Source organism: Gaiella sp., from assembly GCF_039915195.1.
Classification (GTDB): Bacteria; Actinomycetota; Thermoleophilia; order Gaiellales; family Gaiellaceae; genus Gaiella.
Genome location: NZ_JBDSNT010000097.1, coordinates 1 through 14,018, shown reverse-complemented (window position 1 = coordinate 14,018; position 14,018 = coordinate 1). Strand labels below are relative to the sequence as shown.

Sequence of the window (14,018 nt, the reverse complement as noted above, 5' to 3'; positions counted from 1 at the left end):
GGTGCGTCAGTGGGTCGGCGGCTCCCAGCCCTCGAGGACAGGGGGCTTCCAGTCGGTGCCGACGGTTTTCGAATTCGCGACCCACGGGCCGAGCTCCGGCTGCGGGAACTTGCAGTGCTTCTCCTTCAGCTGTGTCCCATACGAGTTTCCGGTCTGCAGGTGCGTCATCAGCACCTTCCGGGCGATCTCATTCTCCCGTCCCTCCGGGATCGGGAAGTAGATCTTGATGAACGAGTTCGAGTAGCGATCGAACACCGCAGGAGTTCCGTCCTCCTGGAGAAGCTCGATGTCCTCGAGCCAGTTGATGTCACCGCCCGGAGTCGACGCGTCGAGATCGACGCTCTCGACCAGGGAGATGTCCTCCTGGTAGGGGAAGCGGTGCCCGGCGAGGAATTCGGCATCGATGGACTGGATCTTCTCCGGTTCCGAGTAGGCCATCTCACTCACCGGACATCACCTCCGCCGCGCTCGGTAGGTAGTCGATCGGGTTCTCGAGATGCCGCTCCAGCATCCGCTCGATCTTCGCGAGCGTTCGCTCCTCGCTGACGCCGGGAATCCAGCCCGTGCCGGCGAGAGGCACCTTCGCCATCGCAGCCGCCTCGACCGTGAGGGCACACAGGTCCTCCGGCTCGAGCGAGTGAACGTTCGTCTTGCCGCACGCACGCGCGAGCATCTGCACCTCGAGCGTCAGCGTGTGCAGGAAGTTGTAGACCCGCTCGGCCGCGTCCTCGACGACGAGACGCTTACGAAGCTCCGGATCCTGCGTTGCGACGCCCACCGGGCAGCGCCCGGTGTGGCAGTGGTAGCACTTGCCCGCGGGGACACCGACGGTGCCCTCGTAGTCGGTGACGCCGGGGATCTCCTTGTTGCAATTGAGAGCCATCAGCGCCGAGTGCCCGATCGCGACAGCCTTCGCGCCGAGGGCGATCGCCTTCGCGATGTCGCCGCCGTTGCGAATGCCGCCTGCGACGACGAGGTCGATCTCGTCTGCGAGGCCGACATCCTCGAGCGCGCGCCGGGCCTCGGGGATCGCTGCCATCAGCGGGATCCCGGTCTCCTCGGTCGCGATGTGCGGCCCTGCGCCGGTACCACCCTCGGCGCCGTCCAGGTAGATGATGTCCGGCCCGCACTTGGCGGCCATGCGGACGTCGTCGTAGACGCGCGAGGCACCGAGTTTGAGCTGGATCGGGATCTGGTAATCGGTCGCCTCGCGGATCTCCTGGATCTTGAGCGAGAGGTCGTCCGGGCCGAGCCAGTCGGGGTGTCGAGCCGGCGAGCGCTGGTCGATGCCGGCCGGGAGGGAGCGCATCTCGGCGACCTGCTCGGTCACCTTCTGCCCCATCAGGTGGCCGCCGAGGCCCACCTTGCAGCCCTGGCCGATGAAGAACTCGACCGCGTCGGCGAGCATCAGATGGTGCGGGTTGAACCCGTACCGGCTCTGGATGCACTGGTAGTACCACTTCGTCGAGTAGTCGCGCTCCGGCGGGATCATCCCGCCCTCACCCGAGCACGTTGCCGTGCCCGCCATCGAGGCGCCCTTGGCGAGCGCCATCTTCGCCTCGAGTGAAAGAGCGCCGAAGCTCATACCCGTGATGTAGACGGGGATGTCGAGCTCGATCGGCTTCTTCGCGAAGCGCGCTCCGAGCACGGTCTTCGTAACGCATTTCTCACGGTACCCCTCGATCACGAACCGGGTCAACGTGCCCGGCATGAACATCAGCTCGTCCCAGTGCGGGATCGGCTTGAACATCGAGAAGCCACGCATGCGGTAGCGACCGAGTTCGGCCTTCATGTGAATGTCGTTCATCACCTCGGGGGTGAAGATGCGGCTGTGCCCGAGGACGGTCTGTGGATTCGGTGCTGTCTCGTCTGCCATGTGTCCTTTCCTACAAGACGAGCTTGCGCTCGGACGGCTCGAGGTTGTCGTAGTTGTAGAGCTTCTTGCCACACACGAACTTCTGCAGCTCGGGCGGGGCGCCAAGGTCGTAGATTCGGAACTTCCGCTCGATGAACTCGGTGTCGGCGTCCGTCCATTCCCCGGGGACGCAGTCGATCCCGAGGGACCGCACCTTGCCGCCGACGTAGATCGTGCCGTCGTACATCGAGTCGCCGAGCCCGTGGCCGACGTCGCCGCAAATGATCTGGCGACCGCGCTGCATCATGAAGCCGTTCATCGAGCCGGCCGAGCCCATGATCAGGATCGTGCCACCCTTCTGGTCGATACCCGTGCGAGCTCCGACGCGGCCCTTGATCACGAGGTCGCCGCCGCGAAACGCTGCACCCGTGAGGGAGCCGGCGTTGCTGTCGATCACGACGACGCCCGACATCATGTTCTCGCACGCCGACCAGCCGACGCGCCCCTTGATGTGAACCTCGGGGCCGTCGATGATACCGCAGCCAAAATAGCCGAGGCTGCCGTCGAACGTGATCTTGCAGCGCGTGAGGAGGCCGACGCCGAGCGAGTGTTTCGCGCCCGGGTTGCGTACCGTGACATCGGTCACGCCCTGCTCGTTGATCAGCCAGCGGAGCTCGAGGTTGATCTGCCGGGTCGACAGGTCGTGCGCATCGAACTCGGCGGACGTTCCGTCGATCTCCGAGACCTTGGGTACGGCCGCGTCGGGCTCGGACAGGCCGCGCGCGTCATAGCTGATTGCGTGCTCGCCTACCGCTGCCATACCAGCACCTCTCCTTCGTACGGATCGTAGGTCTCGATCTCGTGATCGATGATCGCGCGGATCGCGATCTCCTCGGACGCAAGCGCCACGAGGTTGTCGGCTTCGTAGAGCACGAGCGGCTTCGCGGCCATCTCGTCCTTCGCGACGCCGAGAGCGTCCTTCGTAACGCAGACGTAGGTGAAGACGCCGTCGAGCTCCTCGAGGCTCTGGCGCATCGCCTCCTCGAGCGAGGCGCCGTCACTCATCTGCTTTGCGAGGTAGACAGCGATGATCTCGGAGTCGCATTCGGACTGGAAGCGATGTCCCGAGCGTTCGAGGCGGCGCTTCCACTGGAAGTAGTTCGTCAGCTGCCCGTTGTGGACGACCGCGACATCGGAGAAAGGGTACGCCCAGTACGGGTGCGCCCCGGAGATATCGACGTCGGACTCCGTCGCCATCCGGACGTGGCCGATCGCATGCGTCCCGGTGAAGGAGTTGAGGTGATAGCCACCAGCCACCGTCTCCGCGTCGCCGAGGTCCTTGATGATCTCGAGCGAGTGGCCGAGTGAGAGAACCTCGACATCGGGAACGTCCTCGACGAAGTCGGCGAGCCGTTTGAGGTCGCCCGAGTACTCGAGCGTGACCCTGAACGCGTACTCGGTCTCCTCCTCGAGCGCTTCGATGCGGGCGCCGAGCGAGGCCAGGCGACGCTCGACCTCGGATCGATGCCGTCGCAGTCGATCCTCGTACTCGAAGTCACGAGGCGTGTTCGCATCTGCGAGCTTGTAGCGCATGATCACGAGATCCGACGGTTGACCGTAGAGCGCGTACCCTGTCGAGTCCGGGCCACGGTGCTTCATCGACTGCAGCATCCGGGTCATCTCCGACCCGATCGGATGCTCACCGTCCTTGTAGATGATTCCTGCTATTCCACACATTTGGGTTGGTCTCCGAACCTTTCGTGGTCGATCAGGGCAGTATGTCGAGGTACTCGTTGACGTCCCAGTCGGTGACGGTCGCGCAGAAGCGCTCCCATTCGTCGCGCTTGTAGTGCATGAACACGGTGTACATCTCGCCGGGCAAAGCCTTCTTGATCACCTCGTCGGCCTCGAGGGCGTCGAGGGCATCGCCGAAGGTCATCGGGATCTTCTTGACTTCCTTGCCTGCTTCCATTGCAGCGTAGATGTTCCGCTCCTCCGGCTCGCCCGGATCGAGCTTACGCTCGATGCCGTCCCACATCGCCATGATCAAGGCCGACATCGACAGGTAGGGGTTCACGGCCGAATCGACGGAGCGATATTCGAACCGGCCCGGGGCCGACACGCGTAGCGCGGTCGTGCGGTTCTGGAAGCCCCAGTCGGCAAAGACGGGCGCCCAGAAGCCCGTGTCCCAGAGACGGCGGTACGAGTTGACCGTCGGCGACGAGATCGCGGTCAGTGCGCCGAGGTGCTCGAGGATGCCGCCGATCGCCCACAGCCCGACCTGGCTCGGAAGTCGCTGGTCGTCCGTCTCGGGAAGGAAAGCGTTCTCGTCGCCGCGCCAGAGCGAGATGTTGTGGTGGCAGCCGTTCGCCGAGACGCCCATGAACGGCTTCGGCATGAAGCACGGGAAGACGTTGAGCTCACGACCCACCTGCTTGCAGATCTGGCGGTACGTCGAGAGGTTGTCCGCGGTCCGCTCGGCACGGTCGTAGTTGAAGTTGAGCTCGATCTGGCCGGGTGCGTCCTCGTGATCGCCCTGGATCATGTCGAGCCCGAGCGCCTGCCCGTAATCGACGACCTTGTGGATGATCGGTTGCAGCTGGCTGAACTGGTCGATGTGGTAGCAGTAGGGCTTCGTGACGCCGCTGACGTCGGGCGTGCCGTCCTCCTTCATGTTCAGCCACATCATCTCGGGCTCGGTGCCTGCGCGCAGGTGAAGACCGGTCGCCGCCTCGAACTCGGCCTGGATGCGCTTCAGGTTGCCGCGGCAGTCGGCGCTCAGGAAGGCGGCCGGGTCCTCCTGCTCCTCCCGGTTGCGGAAGAGGGTGCACCAGACGCGGGCGACCTTGCTATCCCAGGGGAGCACGTCGAAGGTCTCGGGCTCGGGAATGCCGACGAGCTCGGCCGCTTCCGGGCCGTAGCCGATGTAGTCGCCGTGACGGTCCGTGAACAGGTTTGCCGTTGAGCCGTAGACGAGCTGGAATCCCTTCGCAGCCATGCTCTCCCAGTGCGGCGCGGGAACGCCCTTGCCCATGATGCGGCCGGTTACGGAGATGAACTGGTAGTAGATGTAGGTGATTCCCTCGGCGTCAATGCGGCGTCGGACGTCGGCGACGAGCTTGTCGCGACCCTCGGCGGCGACGAAGCGGTCGAGATCGGTTGCCACGTAGGCCTCCTCTTTCAGATGGACGATCGGAAACAGTGTGGTGCCACGACACGGGGTGCGTATCGTGTCACCACGTGTCTACGCTTGCCGGGGGGTCGCTGTCAAGCGGGAATCGTACCCCGCGGGACTCAATTGCCAAGAGCGGGATGCCAGCCAAGTGCGACGGAGATGCGTTCGGCGCAGACGGCGAGAAGTGGGATGGCCGCAGCGATCGCCGCGCCGTCGAACCGGCTCGTCGGCCCTTGGAGCGCCACGACGGCTGCGAGCTCGGCGTCGGCGCCCCATACGGGTGCCGCGATCGCGCTCAGGCCGACCTCGCGTTCCTCGATCGCCTCGGCGTAGCCTCGCTCGCGTACCAGCGCGATCTCGGCGGCGAGCGCGGTAGGATCGGTGATCGTGTGCGGCGTGAATGCCGTGAGCCTGGTTCGCGGCGTGATCACGTCGCCGAACGCGAGCATCACCTTGCCGGCCGATGAGGCATGGCCGACGCTCGGCCGGCCGAGGCGCGTCACGCCCTGGAGGTAGCGGTCGGTCGGGACGAAGTCGACCGTGATCGCATCGGCCTCGCCCGGGATCGACAGCGTCGCCGTCTCCCCCACCTGGTGGACGAGCTCCTCGAGGTGGGGGCGAGCGAGGTCGCGCAGATTGAGTCGTCCGAGCACGGCGTTTGCGTAGCGCAGCGTTCGCACGCCGAGCCGGTAGCGCCCCGTCGCGGTGACGTGCTCCACGAGCCCGACGCGGGTCAGGGTTCCGAGCTGCCGCGAGACCGTGCTCGGGCTGATCCCCGTCCGCCTCGCTACCTCGCTCGTGCCGAGTTCGCCGCCGTCTGCGAGCGCATCGAGGATCTCGACGGCGCGAACCGTCGCTTCGACATCTCGGGTTGAGGGTTGACCGGTACGTGGCATCGCGCTAGTCTCTTTCCACTAGTAGCACGCTATCCCGCCTTGCGCAATAAAAGAGGGTCGAAACCGTGTCCATGCTCGTCACCTGCCCCAACTGTGGCCCGCGCGAAGTGCAGGAGCTTCGCTGCGCCGGCGAGACGACCCGACGTCCGACCTCGACGCCGACCGTGCGCGAGTTGAACGAGTACATCTACTTCCGTCGCAACGTCTGGGGGACGCAGCGCGAGTGGTGGTTCTGCCGGACGTGTGAGGACTGGTTCATGGCCGACCGGCACACGTACACGAACGAGGTCGAGAAGACGTGGCATCCGGAGCCGGCAGCGTGAGTCGTCTCGATGCTCGGGACGGCGAGCGGATTGATCGGAACTCGCCGATCTCGTTCACGTTTCACGGGAAGCACATGCAGGGCTTCGCGGGCGACACGATCGGATCGGCGCTCTACGCATCCGGGCAGCGGGTCTTCTCGCGGAGCTTCAAGTACCACCGTCCGCGCGGCCTCGTTTGTTGCTCGGGCCATTGCGCGAACTGCCAGATGACAGTCGACGGGATCCCGAGCGTTCGCGTCTGCACGACGCCACTCCGCGAAGGCACCGCCGTGAAGGGCCAGAACTACATCGGCTCGCTGCAGCACGACCTCATGCAGGCGACGGACAAGTTCGCAGGCCCGTTCACGCCCCCCGGCTTCTACTACAAGACCTTCATTCGCCCCCGCAAGCTCTGGCCGCTCTACGAGAAGTTCCTTCGCGGTGCGGCTGGCCTCGGGCCGCTCGATCCGAACGGATCGCGCCAGGAGCGTGTCGACGTCGAGAACCGGCATACCGACGTAGCGGTGATCGGTGGCGGCCAGGCCGGCCTCGAGGCCGCAATCGCTGCCGCGCAAGCAGGCAACTCCGTCGTCGTGATCGACGAGGGCTACGACGTCGGGGGTGCCCTTCTCGCAGATCGCGATGGAATCGGGACTGCGGCAGAGCTTCGCAGGGCGGCCGTGGAGGCAGGAGTGGAGATCCTCGCTCCGGCAATCGCGATCGGCCTCTTCGAGCAGGGCATGGTGCCGGTGGCCTACGGCAACCTGCTGATCAAGTTCCGCGCGCACCGCGTCATCGTCGCGAGCGGCATCGTCGAGCAGCCACTGGTCTTCCCGGGCAACGACCTCATCGGCGTGATGCTGCCGGACGCCGTCCGTCGGCTCGTCAACGGGTTCTCGATCAAGCCGGCCGAACGCGCCGTCGTGCTGACGGTCGACGATCGAGGACTGCAGGCCGCTGCCGACCTCGAGGCGGCCGGCGTCGAGATCGCGAAGATCGTCGACTTCCGTGACGAGAGCCCGTCCATCGAGGCGCAGGGCAAGGGCGGCAAGGTCGCCCAGGTTGCGATCGGCGGGATCCACGTCAGGGCCGACCTGCTCGTCATGTCGGGCAGTCCGCAGCCGAACTACAAGCTCCTCGCGCAGGCCGGGGCCCGCGTCGCCTACGACGAGAGTCGTGGCGTCTTCGTACCGACCGACCTCCCCGCGAACGTCGAAGCCGTCGGCGCCGTCACCGGCGACGTCGGTGAGCCGGCCGTACCGAGCCCGATCCTCGACCACCGTGGCGACAAGTGCTTCGTTTGCTTCTGCGAAGACCAGACCACGAAGGATCTGAAGTACGCGATCGCCGAGGGGTTCGACTCGATCGAGTTGTCGAAGCGCTACACGACGGTGACGATGGGGCCGTGCCAGGGACGGCTTTGCCACACGAACTCGATTCGCGTCTATGCGAAGACCACCGGACTCGACGAGAACACGATCGGCACGACGACCTCCCGGCCGCCGTACACGCCGATCTCGATGGGCCTGCTCGCCGGTCCGCCGCAGGAGCCGAAGAAACGCACCTCCCTCCATCACCGCCACAAAGACATGGGCGGAACGATGATGTGGACCGGAGCGTGGCGCCGCCCGCACTCCTACGGCCCGGATGCCGGCGCCGAGGCGCAGCACGTGCACAGGGCGCTCGGCCTGATCGACGTTTCCACGCTCGGCAAGATCCTCGTCACCGGCCCCGACGCCGGAGCGTTCCTCGACCGCGTCTACCCGAACCGCTTCTCCGACCTCAAGGTCGGGCGCACGCGCTACGGCGTGCTCACGGGTGACGCGGGCCGGATCATGGACGACGGCGTCGTCGCGCGGGTCGACGAGAACACGTTCTACGTCTCGGCCACGTCGACCGGAGCCGACGGCGTCTACCAGTGGTTCACCTGGTGGAACGCCGTCTGGTTCATGGATGTGAAATTCGCGAACATGACCGGTGCGCTCGCCGCGGTCAACGTCGCAGGCCCGAATGCGCGTGAGGCGATGCAGCGGGTCTCGGACGACGACTTCTCCTCCGAGGGGTTCGGGTACCTCGACGCGAAGCATGTCACCGTCGCCGGGGTCCCGACTCTTGCGCTTCGCATCGGCTTCGTCGGCGAGCTCGGTTACGAGCTTCACTTCCCGGGCTCGCTCGCCGAGCACGTGTGGGACGCGATCTTCGAGAAGGCTGCAGACCTCGATCCGAAGCCCTTCGGCCTCGAGCCGCAGCGCATCCTTCGGCTCGAGAAGGGCCACGTGATCGTGAGCCAGGACACCGACTCCGAGTCGAACCTCCACGAGGCAGCCATGCCGTGGCTCGTGAAGAACGACAAGGAGTTCGAGTGGGTCGGCAAGTGGGCGACGCAGCAGGTCGCCGACCGCGGCCTCAAGTGGATGCTCGTCGGCTTCGAAAGTCCCACCGGTGCGATTCCGGTCGAAGGCGGCCAGGTCGTCATCGACGGTGTGTCCTCGGGTCGCGTCACCAGCGTGCGGAGGAGCGCGGAGCTCGGCAAGGTGATCGGGCTCGCGATCGTGCCGAACGAACTGGCAGTCGACGGCGGACGCTTCGACGTTCAGGTCAACGGCAAGCCGACACCCATGACGGTGCACCTCGGTGCTTTCTACGACCCCGCCGGCGAGAAGGTGAAGTCGTGAGCCACGCCTTCATGTCCGTCGACGCTGCGGCCGATCGAGGGGGATTCCATCCCGTAGCAACGTCGGCGATCGCTCGCGCGCAGCGCGACCTCGGCGCCACGTTCGAGGAGCGCGATGGCTGGCTCGTCCCGGTCGCGATCCCGGGCGAGGAGGCCCACGCGGCAGTCCAGATCGCGGACGTGTCACACCTGACGAAGCTCGAGCTGCGACCCGCCGGTACGCCGATCGAGGGCGATGGAGTCGTCTGGTACGAGATCTCGCCGCGGCGCGCGCTCGTCATGTGCGCGCCGTCGCTTGCCGACGCGGTGCGGGCGCAGGTCGGTGAGCGCTTCTCGCTCGACGTCACGAGCGGCTACTCGGTGATCGCGATAGCCGGTCCGGAGGCAGAGACGGTGCTACGCCGATTGACCCACATCCACCACTTCCCCTCGGGCGGCGAGATCGCACACGTGCAGGGGCACGTCCTTCAGCGCGGCGGCGGCTACTGGGTCATCTGCGCGCAGGAGCTCGGTCAGTACGTCTGGGAGGTCGCGGTCGACCGCGCCTCCGCGCTCGGTGGAGGCCCCGTTGGCGTCGACGCACTCGGTAGGGGAGCGGCATGAAGGACATCTTCTTCCGCAAGGAGATCCTGAAGCGGCCCGGGCCGCTGAAGAAGCACTATGACGTCGTCATCGTGGGCGGTGGGTCCCACGGTCTCGCGACCGCGTACTACCTCGCGATCCACCACGGCATCACCGACGTCGCCATCCTGGAGAAGAGCTACATCGGGTCGGGCGCGGCGGGGCGGAACACGACCATCATCCGTTCGAACTACCGCACCCCCGAAGGAGCGGCGTTCTACACCGAGAGCGTCAAGCTCTACGAGAAGCTCTCCGCAGACCTCGACTTCAACATGATGTTCTCGCAGCACGGGCACTTCACGCTCGCGCACTCCGACCGGTCGCTCGTCGTCCAGAACGAGCGTGCCGAGGTCAACAAGCTCCTCGGCATCAACAGTCGCGTGATCGACCGCCAGGAGGTCAAGAAGCTCTGCCCGCAGATCCACATCGGCGAGGACGTGACGTGGCCGATCCAGGGCGCCCTCTACCACCCGCCTGGTGGGATCATCCGCCACGACGCGGTCGTCTGGGGCTACGCCAAGCAGGCCGGTCGTCGCGGCGCCGAGATCCACCAGGGCGTCGAGGTCACCGGGTTCGATGTCCGGAACGGCAAGGTCTACGGCGTCAAGACGAACCAGGGCGACATCTCTGCGGGCGTCGTGCTGAGCGCAACCGCCGGCTGGTCGACCCCCGTCGCCGCGATGGCCGGCGTGCCACTCCCGCTGACAGGGTCGATCCTGCAGGCCTTCGTGACCGAGCCGGTGAAGCCGTTCCTTGACAAGATCATCGTTTCGGCCCAGATGCACATCTACTGCTCCCAGACCGATCGTGGTGAGTTCCTGATCGGCGCCGAGGTCGAGCCGTACCCGACGTACTCCAACAAGGGAACGTTCCCGTTCATCGAGTACGCGTGCCGCCACATTCTCGAGCTCTTCCCGCAGCTCCACGCGACGAAGATCCTTCGCCACTGGACGGGGCTGTGCGACATGAGCCCCGACTACAGCCCGATCATCGGCGAGACCGAGGTCGACGGCTTCCTCGTCGACTGTGGCTGGGGCACCTATGGCTTCAAGGCCGCACCGATCACGGGTGTGACGCTCGCCGAGCTGATCGCGACGGGCAAGACGCCCAAGCTGATCGAGCCGTTCAAGCTCGAGCGTTTCTACAACGACAATCTCGTTTCCGAGCTCGCGGCCGCCGCGGTAAGTCATTGAGGGTCCGCCTCAGGCCGCGGGCGAGGCTTGTGCTCGCTCTGCTCGCACGCGCCTCGCCCCTACAGGATTCGGGCAAACGACGGGATTCAACCATGAACGAAAGGGTTAACTGAGATGCTCTCCTCCCTCGAAATCGCGCAGGCAGCCGTCATGCGCCCCATTGCCGACGTCGCAGCGGAGGTAGGCATCGAGCCGGACGAGCTGGAGCTCTACGGTCGCTACAAGGCGAAGGTCGATCTCTCGATTCTCGATCGTCTGGCCGATGCGCCGGACGCGAAGCTGATCAACGTGACGGCGATCACGCCGACTCCCGCCGGTGAGGGGAAGACGACCACATCTGTCTCACTGACGCAGGGCTTCGGCAAGATCGGCCGCCGTGCGATCCTCGCGTTGCGCGAGCCGTCGCTCGGGCCGGTATTCGGCGTCAAGGGGGGAGCGGCCGGCGGCGGCTACGCCCAGGTCGTGCCGATGGAGGACATCAACCTCCACTTCACGGGTGACATGCACGCGATCACGGCCGCGAACAACCTTCTCTCCGCCCTCGTCGACGCGCACCGCTTCCACCGGCACGAGCCGGAGATCGCGACGGTCACCTGGCGACGCGCGATCGACGTTACGGATCGCTCGCTCCGCAACATCGTCGGCGGCCTCGGCGGCACCAAGAACGGGATTCCCGCGGAGTCGGGCTTCGACATAACGGCTGCAAGTGAAGTCATGGCGGTCGTCGCGCTTGCGACCGATCTCGCCGACCTCCGCAAGAAGCTCGGCGCGATCACGGTTGGCTATTCGTCGGCGGGTGATCCGATCACGGCAGAGGACGTCAAGGCTGCGGGCGCCATGGCGGTGCTCCTCAAGGACGCGATCAAGCCGAACATCGTTCAGACACTCGAGGGTCAGATCTGCTTCATGCACGCGGGCCCGTTCGCGAACATCGCCCACGGCAACAACTCGGTCATCGCCGATCGCATCGCCCTCAAGCTGGGCGAGTTCGTGATCACCGAGTCGGGCTTCGCGGCCGATCTCGGGATGGAGAAGTTCATGGACATCGTTTGCCGCGTCGGTGGCCTCAAGCCGCACGTCGTCGTGATCGTCGCGACGGTGCGTGCGCTCCGCCACCACGGTGGCGGTGACTGGCGCGAGAAGGCCGAGATGGCCCAGATGACTGCCGAGGTCGAGACCGGCATGGCCAACCTCGCGAAGCACATCGAGAACGTGCGTGCTTTCGGGATTCAGCCGGTCGTCGCGATCAACACGCGCCCGGACGATGAGGAGGAGCTGCTCGAGCTGATCAAGACCCGCTCGCTCGAGGCCGGCGCCTTTGGCGCCGCGATCCACAACGGCTTCGGCCAGGGTGGGGAGGGCACGATCGAGCTCGCCGAGGTCGTTGCGGCAGCTGCGGACGCCGAGTCGAACTTCCAGATGCTCTACACCGATGACGAGCCGATCGCGACGAAGATCGAGAAGATCGCGAAGACCGTCTACGGTGCCGACGGCATCGACCTCGCCCCCGCGGCGAAGGAGGCGATCGCCCGTTACGAGAAGCAGGGGCTCGCACACCTGCCGATCTGCATGGCAAAAACGCACCTTTCGCTCTCGCACGACCCGAAGCAGCTGAACCGACCTACCGGTTTCACGGTGCCGATCCGCGACATCCGGGTCTACTCCGGCGCCGGCATGCTCGTGCCGCTCTGCGGCGACATGCTCCAGATGCCCGGTTTCGGCGCGAAGCCGGCTGCGTACGACATCGACATCGACGAGAATGGCGAAACCATCGGGTTGTTCTGACAGAACGGCCCCTGACGCGGCGGTAGCCGCGTCAGGGTTACCTCATCGGTGAGGAGCTTCAGGCTCGGCTGGTGTCCGCGACCGCCTCCACCGCAGCCCGGAACGAACCCGGGTCGATCGCCGGAAACCGATACAGCTCCCGCTCGATCTCGTCGAAGCAGACGCGTAGCCGCGCGAGGTCGACGAGACCGCGCGAGACCATCTCCGCCACATCGGTGAGATCACGATCGTGGCCACGCTCCAGTTTGGAGAGCGCCTGCGCATAGAAGTCGACGTTCCGGAATCCCACCGATCCGACCTGCTTCACGAACGGGCTCCGCTCCTCCCAGCCGGCCGGCATGGGAACGAAGTCTCCAGGGAATGCAAGCTCGACGTTGATCTCGAGATCCTCCTTCAGCTCGGGGAGAGCGCGGAGGAGCTGATCGTTCTCGGGCGCGAACAGCACGTCGATGTCGATCGTCGAGTCGCGCCAGCCGAGCAGAACTGCCGTTGCGCCGCCCGTCACATAGCACGTCGTCTCCACATCGGTTCGTCTGCCGAGCGCGCGCATGAACGCGCGCAGCCGTTCGGCGTCTACGAGTCGACGCATGCAAACGCCCGCTCAAAGGAGACGAGCCTGCGGACGAGCGCGTTGTAGCGCCCATGGGCCGCGTCGCCGAACCGCTCGCTGAGCCGGCCGTACAGTCTGTGCTCGGGATCCTCGAAACCTGCCGGGACGGCGAGGCCGAGCTGGACGAGCCGAGATCGACCGATCGAAACGAGAAGAGACTCGTCGCTGACGACCCGGTTGCCGAGGTCGTGAAGGCCTGCTTCGACGAGATCGCCACCGGGGAGGGCGAGCAGATCAGGAGGCATGTCCACAGAGTACGTGCGGTGTGGACTAGATTCCACCCATGAGCGATCTAGAAGGCCAGCAACTGACAGCGGCACAGCGCGCTGCGCTCGACGCGGAGCTCGCCGACATGGAGGGGCCTCAGCGCAAGGCGGCGGTCGATGCGATCGCAACGGCGCGGGCGTTCGGCGATCTCTCCGAGAACTTCGAGTATCACGCCGCGAAGAACGAACAGGGCCTGCTCGAGGCGCGCATCACGCGGCTGCAGCACAAGCTGCAGCATGCCGTCATCGTCGAGCACACCTCGACGGACTCGGTCGGCGTCGGCTCGATCGTCGAGATCGAGGACGAGCAGGGCGAGAGGATGGAGATCGAGATCTCGAGCGTCGGCGGCGTCTCGCCGACATCGCCGCTCGGGGGTGCTCTGATGGGCGCGGCCGTGGGCGAGGGCGTCGACGTGCCCGCCCCGCGCGGCTCCTGGCGCGCGACGGTCGTCTCGATCCGCGCTGCCTGAGGCGTTACTCGCCCGATCATCCGCTGACGGGGCGAGCAGGTCGCCTGGTTGGCGTCGGGATCCAGTACGCGCGCGTTGCGCTGCCCCGAGAAGTGGCAGGGGCCGCCGTGTCGGAGGTGACGATCCCGATCGCGTCGAGGAGGGGCACGGATCGGCTGTATCTCGTAGTGT

The 14,018-nt window shown here is 65.9% G+C and carries 14 protein-coding genes; 6 read left to right on the top strand and 8 right to left on the bottom strand.

Annotated elements, in window-relative coordinates:
• Positions 1-6 precede the first annotated feature (6 nt).
• From ABIR74_RS09670 to ABIR74_RS09645, 6 genes are all read right to left on the bottom strand, one after another.
• Positions 7-447 carry a hypothetical protein gene (locus ABIR74_RS09670; protein ID WP_348177492.1) on the bottom strand — a complete coding sequence of 147 codons (441 nt, stop codon included), beginning with the start codon at positions 445-447 and terminating at the stop codon, positions 7-9.
• On the bottom strand, positions 440-1,876 hold the full coding sequence (locus ABIR74_RS09665; protein WP_348177491.1) for an FMN-binding glutamate synthase family protein: 1,437 nt from the start codon (positions 1,874-1,876) through the stop codon (positions 440-442). Before ABIR74_RS09665 ends, ABIR74_RS09670 begins: the two co-directional genes overlap by 8 nt.
• Before the next feature lie 10 nt (positions 1,877-1,886).
• Positions 1,887-2,675 carry a GXGXG motif-containing protein gene (locus tag ABIR74_RS09660; protein WP_348177489.1) on the bottom strand — a complete coding sequence of 263 codons (789 nt, stop codon included), beginning with the start codon at positions 2,673-2,675 and terminating at the stop codon, positions 1,887-1,889.
• Positions 2,663-3,592 carry a glutamine amidotransferase gene (locus ABIR74_RS09655; RefSeq protein ID WP_348177487.1) on the bottom strand — a complete coding sequence of 310 codons (930 nt, stop codon included), beginning with the start codon at positions 3,590-3,592 and terminating at the stop codon, positions 2,663-2,665. Before ABIR74_RS09655 ends, ABIR74_RS09660 begins: the two co-directional genes overlap by 13 nt.
• Before the next feature lie 31 nt (positions 3,593-3,623).
• A complete protein-coding gene (locus ABIR74_RS09650; protein WP_348177485.1) occupies positions 3,624-5,021 on the bottom strand; it encodes a glutamine synthetase family protein in 1,398 nt (465 codons plus the stop codon).
• A gap of 128 nt (positions 5,022-5,149) precedes the next feature.
• Complete coding sequence (locus tag ABIR74_RS09645) at positions 5,150-5,926, bottom strand: IclR family transcriptional regulator (RefSeq protein ID WP_348177483.1); 777 nt, start codon at positions 5,924-5,926, stop codon at positions 5,150-5,152.
• Positions 5,927-5,997: 71 nt separating this feature from the next.
• Between ABIR74_RS09645 and ABIR74_RS09640 the strand changes: the two genes are divergently transcribed.
• From ABIR74_RS09640 to ABIR74_RS09620, 5 genes are all read left to right on the top strand, one after another.
• Complete coding sequence (locus ABIR74_RS09640; protein ID WP_348177525.1) at positions 5,998-6,249, top strand: sarcosine oxidase subunit delta; 252 nt, start codon at positions 5,998-6,000, stop codon at positions 6,247-6,249.
• On the top strand, positions 6,246-8,903 hold the full coding sequence (locus ABIR74_RS09635; protein WP_348177481.1) for a 2Fe-2S iron-sulfur cluster-binding protein: 2,658 nt from the start codon (positions 6,246-6,248) through the stop codon (positions 8,901-8,903). Before ABIR74_RS09640 ends, ABIR74_RS09635 begins: the two co-directional genes overlap by 4 nt.
• Complete coding sequence (locus ABIR74_RS09630) at positions 8,900-9,505, top strand: hypothetical protein (protein ID WP_348177479.1); 606 nt, start codon at positions 8,900-8,902, stop codon at positions 9,503-9,505. The genes ABIR74_RS09635 and ABIR74_RS09630 overlap by 4 nt, the downstream gene beginning before the upstream one ends.
• Entirely contained in the window at positions 9,502-10,716 is a 1,215-nt protein-coding gene (locus ABIR74_RS09625) for an FAD-dependent oxidoreductase (RefSeq protein WP_348177477.1), read from the top strand. The genes ABIR74_RS09630 and ABIR74_RS09625 overlap by 4 nt, the downstream gene beginning before the upstream one ends.
• A gap of 114 nt (positions 10,717-10,830) precedes the next feature.
• Positions 10,831-12,501 carry a formate--tetrahydrofolate ligase gene (locus ABIR74_RS09620; protein ID WP_348177475.1) on the top strand — a complete coding sequence of 557 codons (1,671 nt, stop codon included), beginning with the start codon at positions 10,831-10,833 and terminating at the stop codon, positions 12,499-12,501.
• A 58-nt stretch (positions 12,502-12,559) separates the two neighbouring features.
• Here the strand turns inward: ABIR74_RS09620 and ABIR74_RS09615 are convergent, their stop codons facing one another.
• Positions 12,560-13,090 (bottom strand): DUF6036 family nucleotidyltransferase, encoded by a 531-nt coding sequence (locus ABIR74_RS09615; RefSeq protein ID WP_348177473.1) that lies wholly within the window; start codon positions 13,088-13,090, stop codon positions 12,560-12,562.
• Positions 13,075-13,356 carry a hypothetical protein gene (locus tag ABIR74_RS09610; protein ID WP_348177471.1) on the bottom strand — a complete coding sequence of 94 codons (282 nt, stop codon included), beginning with the start codon at positions 13,354-13,356 and terminating at the stop codon, positions 13,075-13,077. Before ABIR74_RS09610 ends, ABIR74_RS09615 begins: the two co-directional genes overlap by 16 nt.
• 38 nt (positions 13,357-13,394) lie before the next feature.
• Here ABIR74_RS09610 and greA point away from each other — a divergent pair, with 38 nt between their 5' ends.
• On the top strand, positions 13,395-13,847 hold the full coding sequence (greA, locus tag ABIR74_RS09605) for a transcription elongation factor GreA (protein WP_348177469.1): 453 nt from the start codon (positions 13,395-13,397) through the stop codon (positions 13,845-13,847).
• Positions 13,848-14,018: the final 171 nt, after the last annotated feature.

Excerpts from the sequence above, each read along its gene's own strand:
- ABIR74_RS09665 (WP_348177491.1), bottom strand. The coding sequence starts at position 1,876 with ATGGCAGACGAGACAGCACCGAATCCACAGACCGTCCTCGGGCACAGC.
- ABIR74_RS09660 (WP_348177489.1), bottom strand. The coding sequence starts at position 2,675 with ATGGCAGCGGTAGGCGAGCACGCAATCAGCTATGACGCGCGCGGCCTG.
- ABIR74_RS09655 (WP_348177487.1), bottom strand. The coding sequence starts at position 3,592 with ATGTGTGGAATAGCAGGAATCATCTACAAGGACGGTGAGCATCCGATC.
- ABIR74_RS09645 (WP_348177483.1), bottom strand. The coding sequence starts at position 5,926 with ATGCCACGTACCGGTCAACCCTCAACCCGAGATGTCGAAGCGACGGTT.
- ABIR74_RS09640 (WP_348177525.1), top strand. The coding sequence starts at position 5,998 with ATGCTCGTCACCTGCCCCAACTGTGGCCCGCGCGAAGTGCAGGAGCTT.
- ABIR74_RS09625 (WP_348177477.1), top strand. The coding sequence starts at position 9,502 with ATGAAGGACATCTTCTTCCGCAAGGAGATCCTGAAGCGGCCCGGGCCG.
- ABIR74_RS09620 (WP_348177475.1), top strand. The coding sequence starts at position 10,831 with ATGCTCTCCTCCCTCGAAATCGCGCAGGCAGCCGTCATGCGCCCCATT.
- ABIR74_RS09615 (WP_348177473.1), bottom strand. The coding sequence starts at position 13,090 with ATGCGTCGACTCGTAGACGCCGAACGGCTGCGCGCGTTCATGCGCGCG.
- ABIR74_RS09610 (WP_348177471.1), bottom strand. The coding sequence starts at position 13,356 with ATGCCTCCTGATCTGCTCGCCCTCCCCGGTGGCGATCTCGTCGAAGCA.
- greA (WP_348177469.1), top strand. The coding sequence starts at position 13,395 with ATGAGCGATCTAGAAGGCCAGCAACTGACAGCGGCACAGCGCGCTGCG.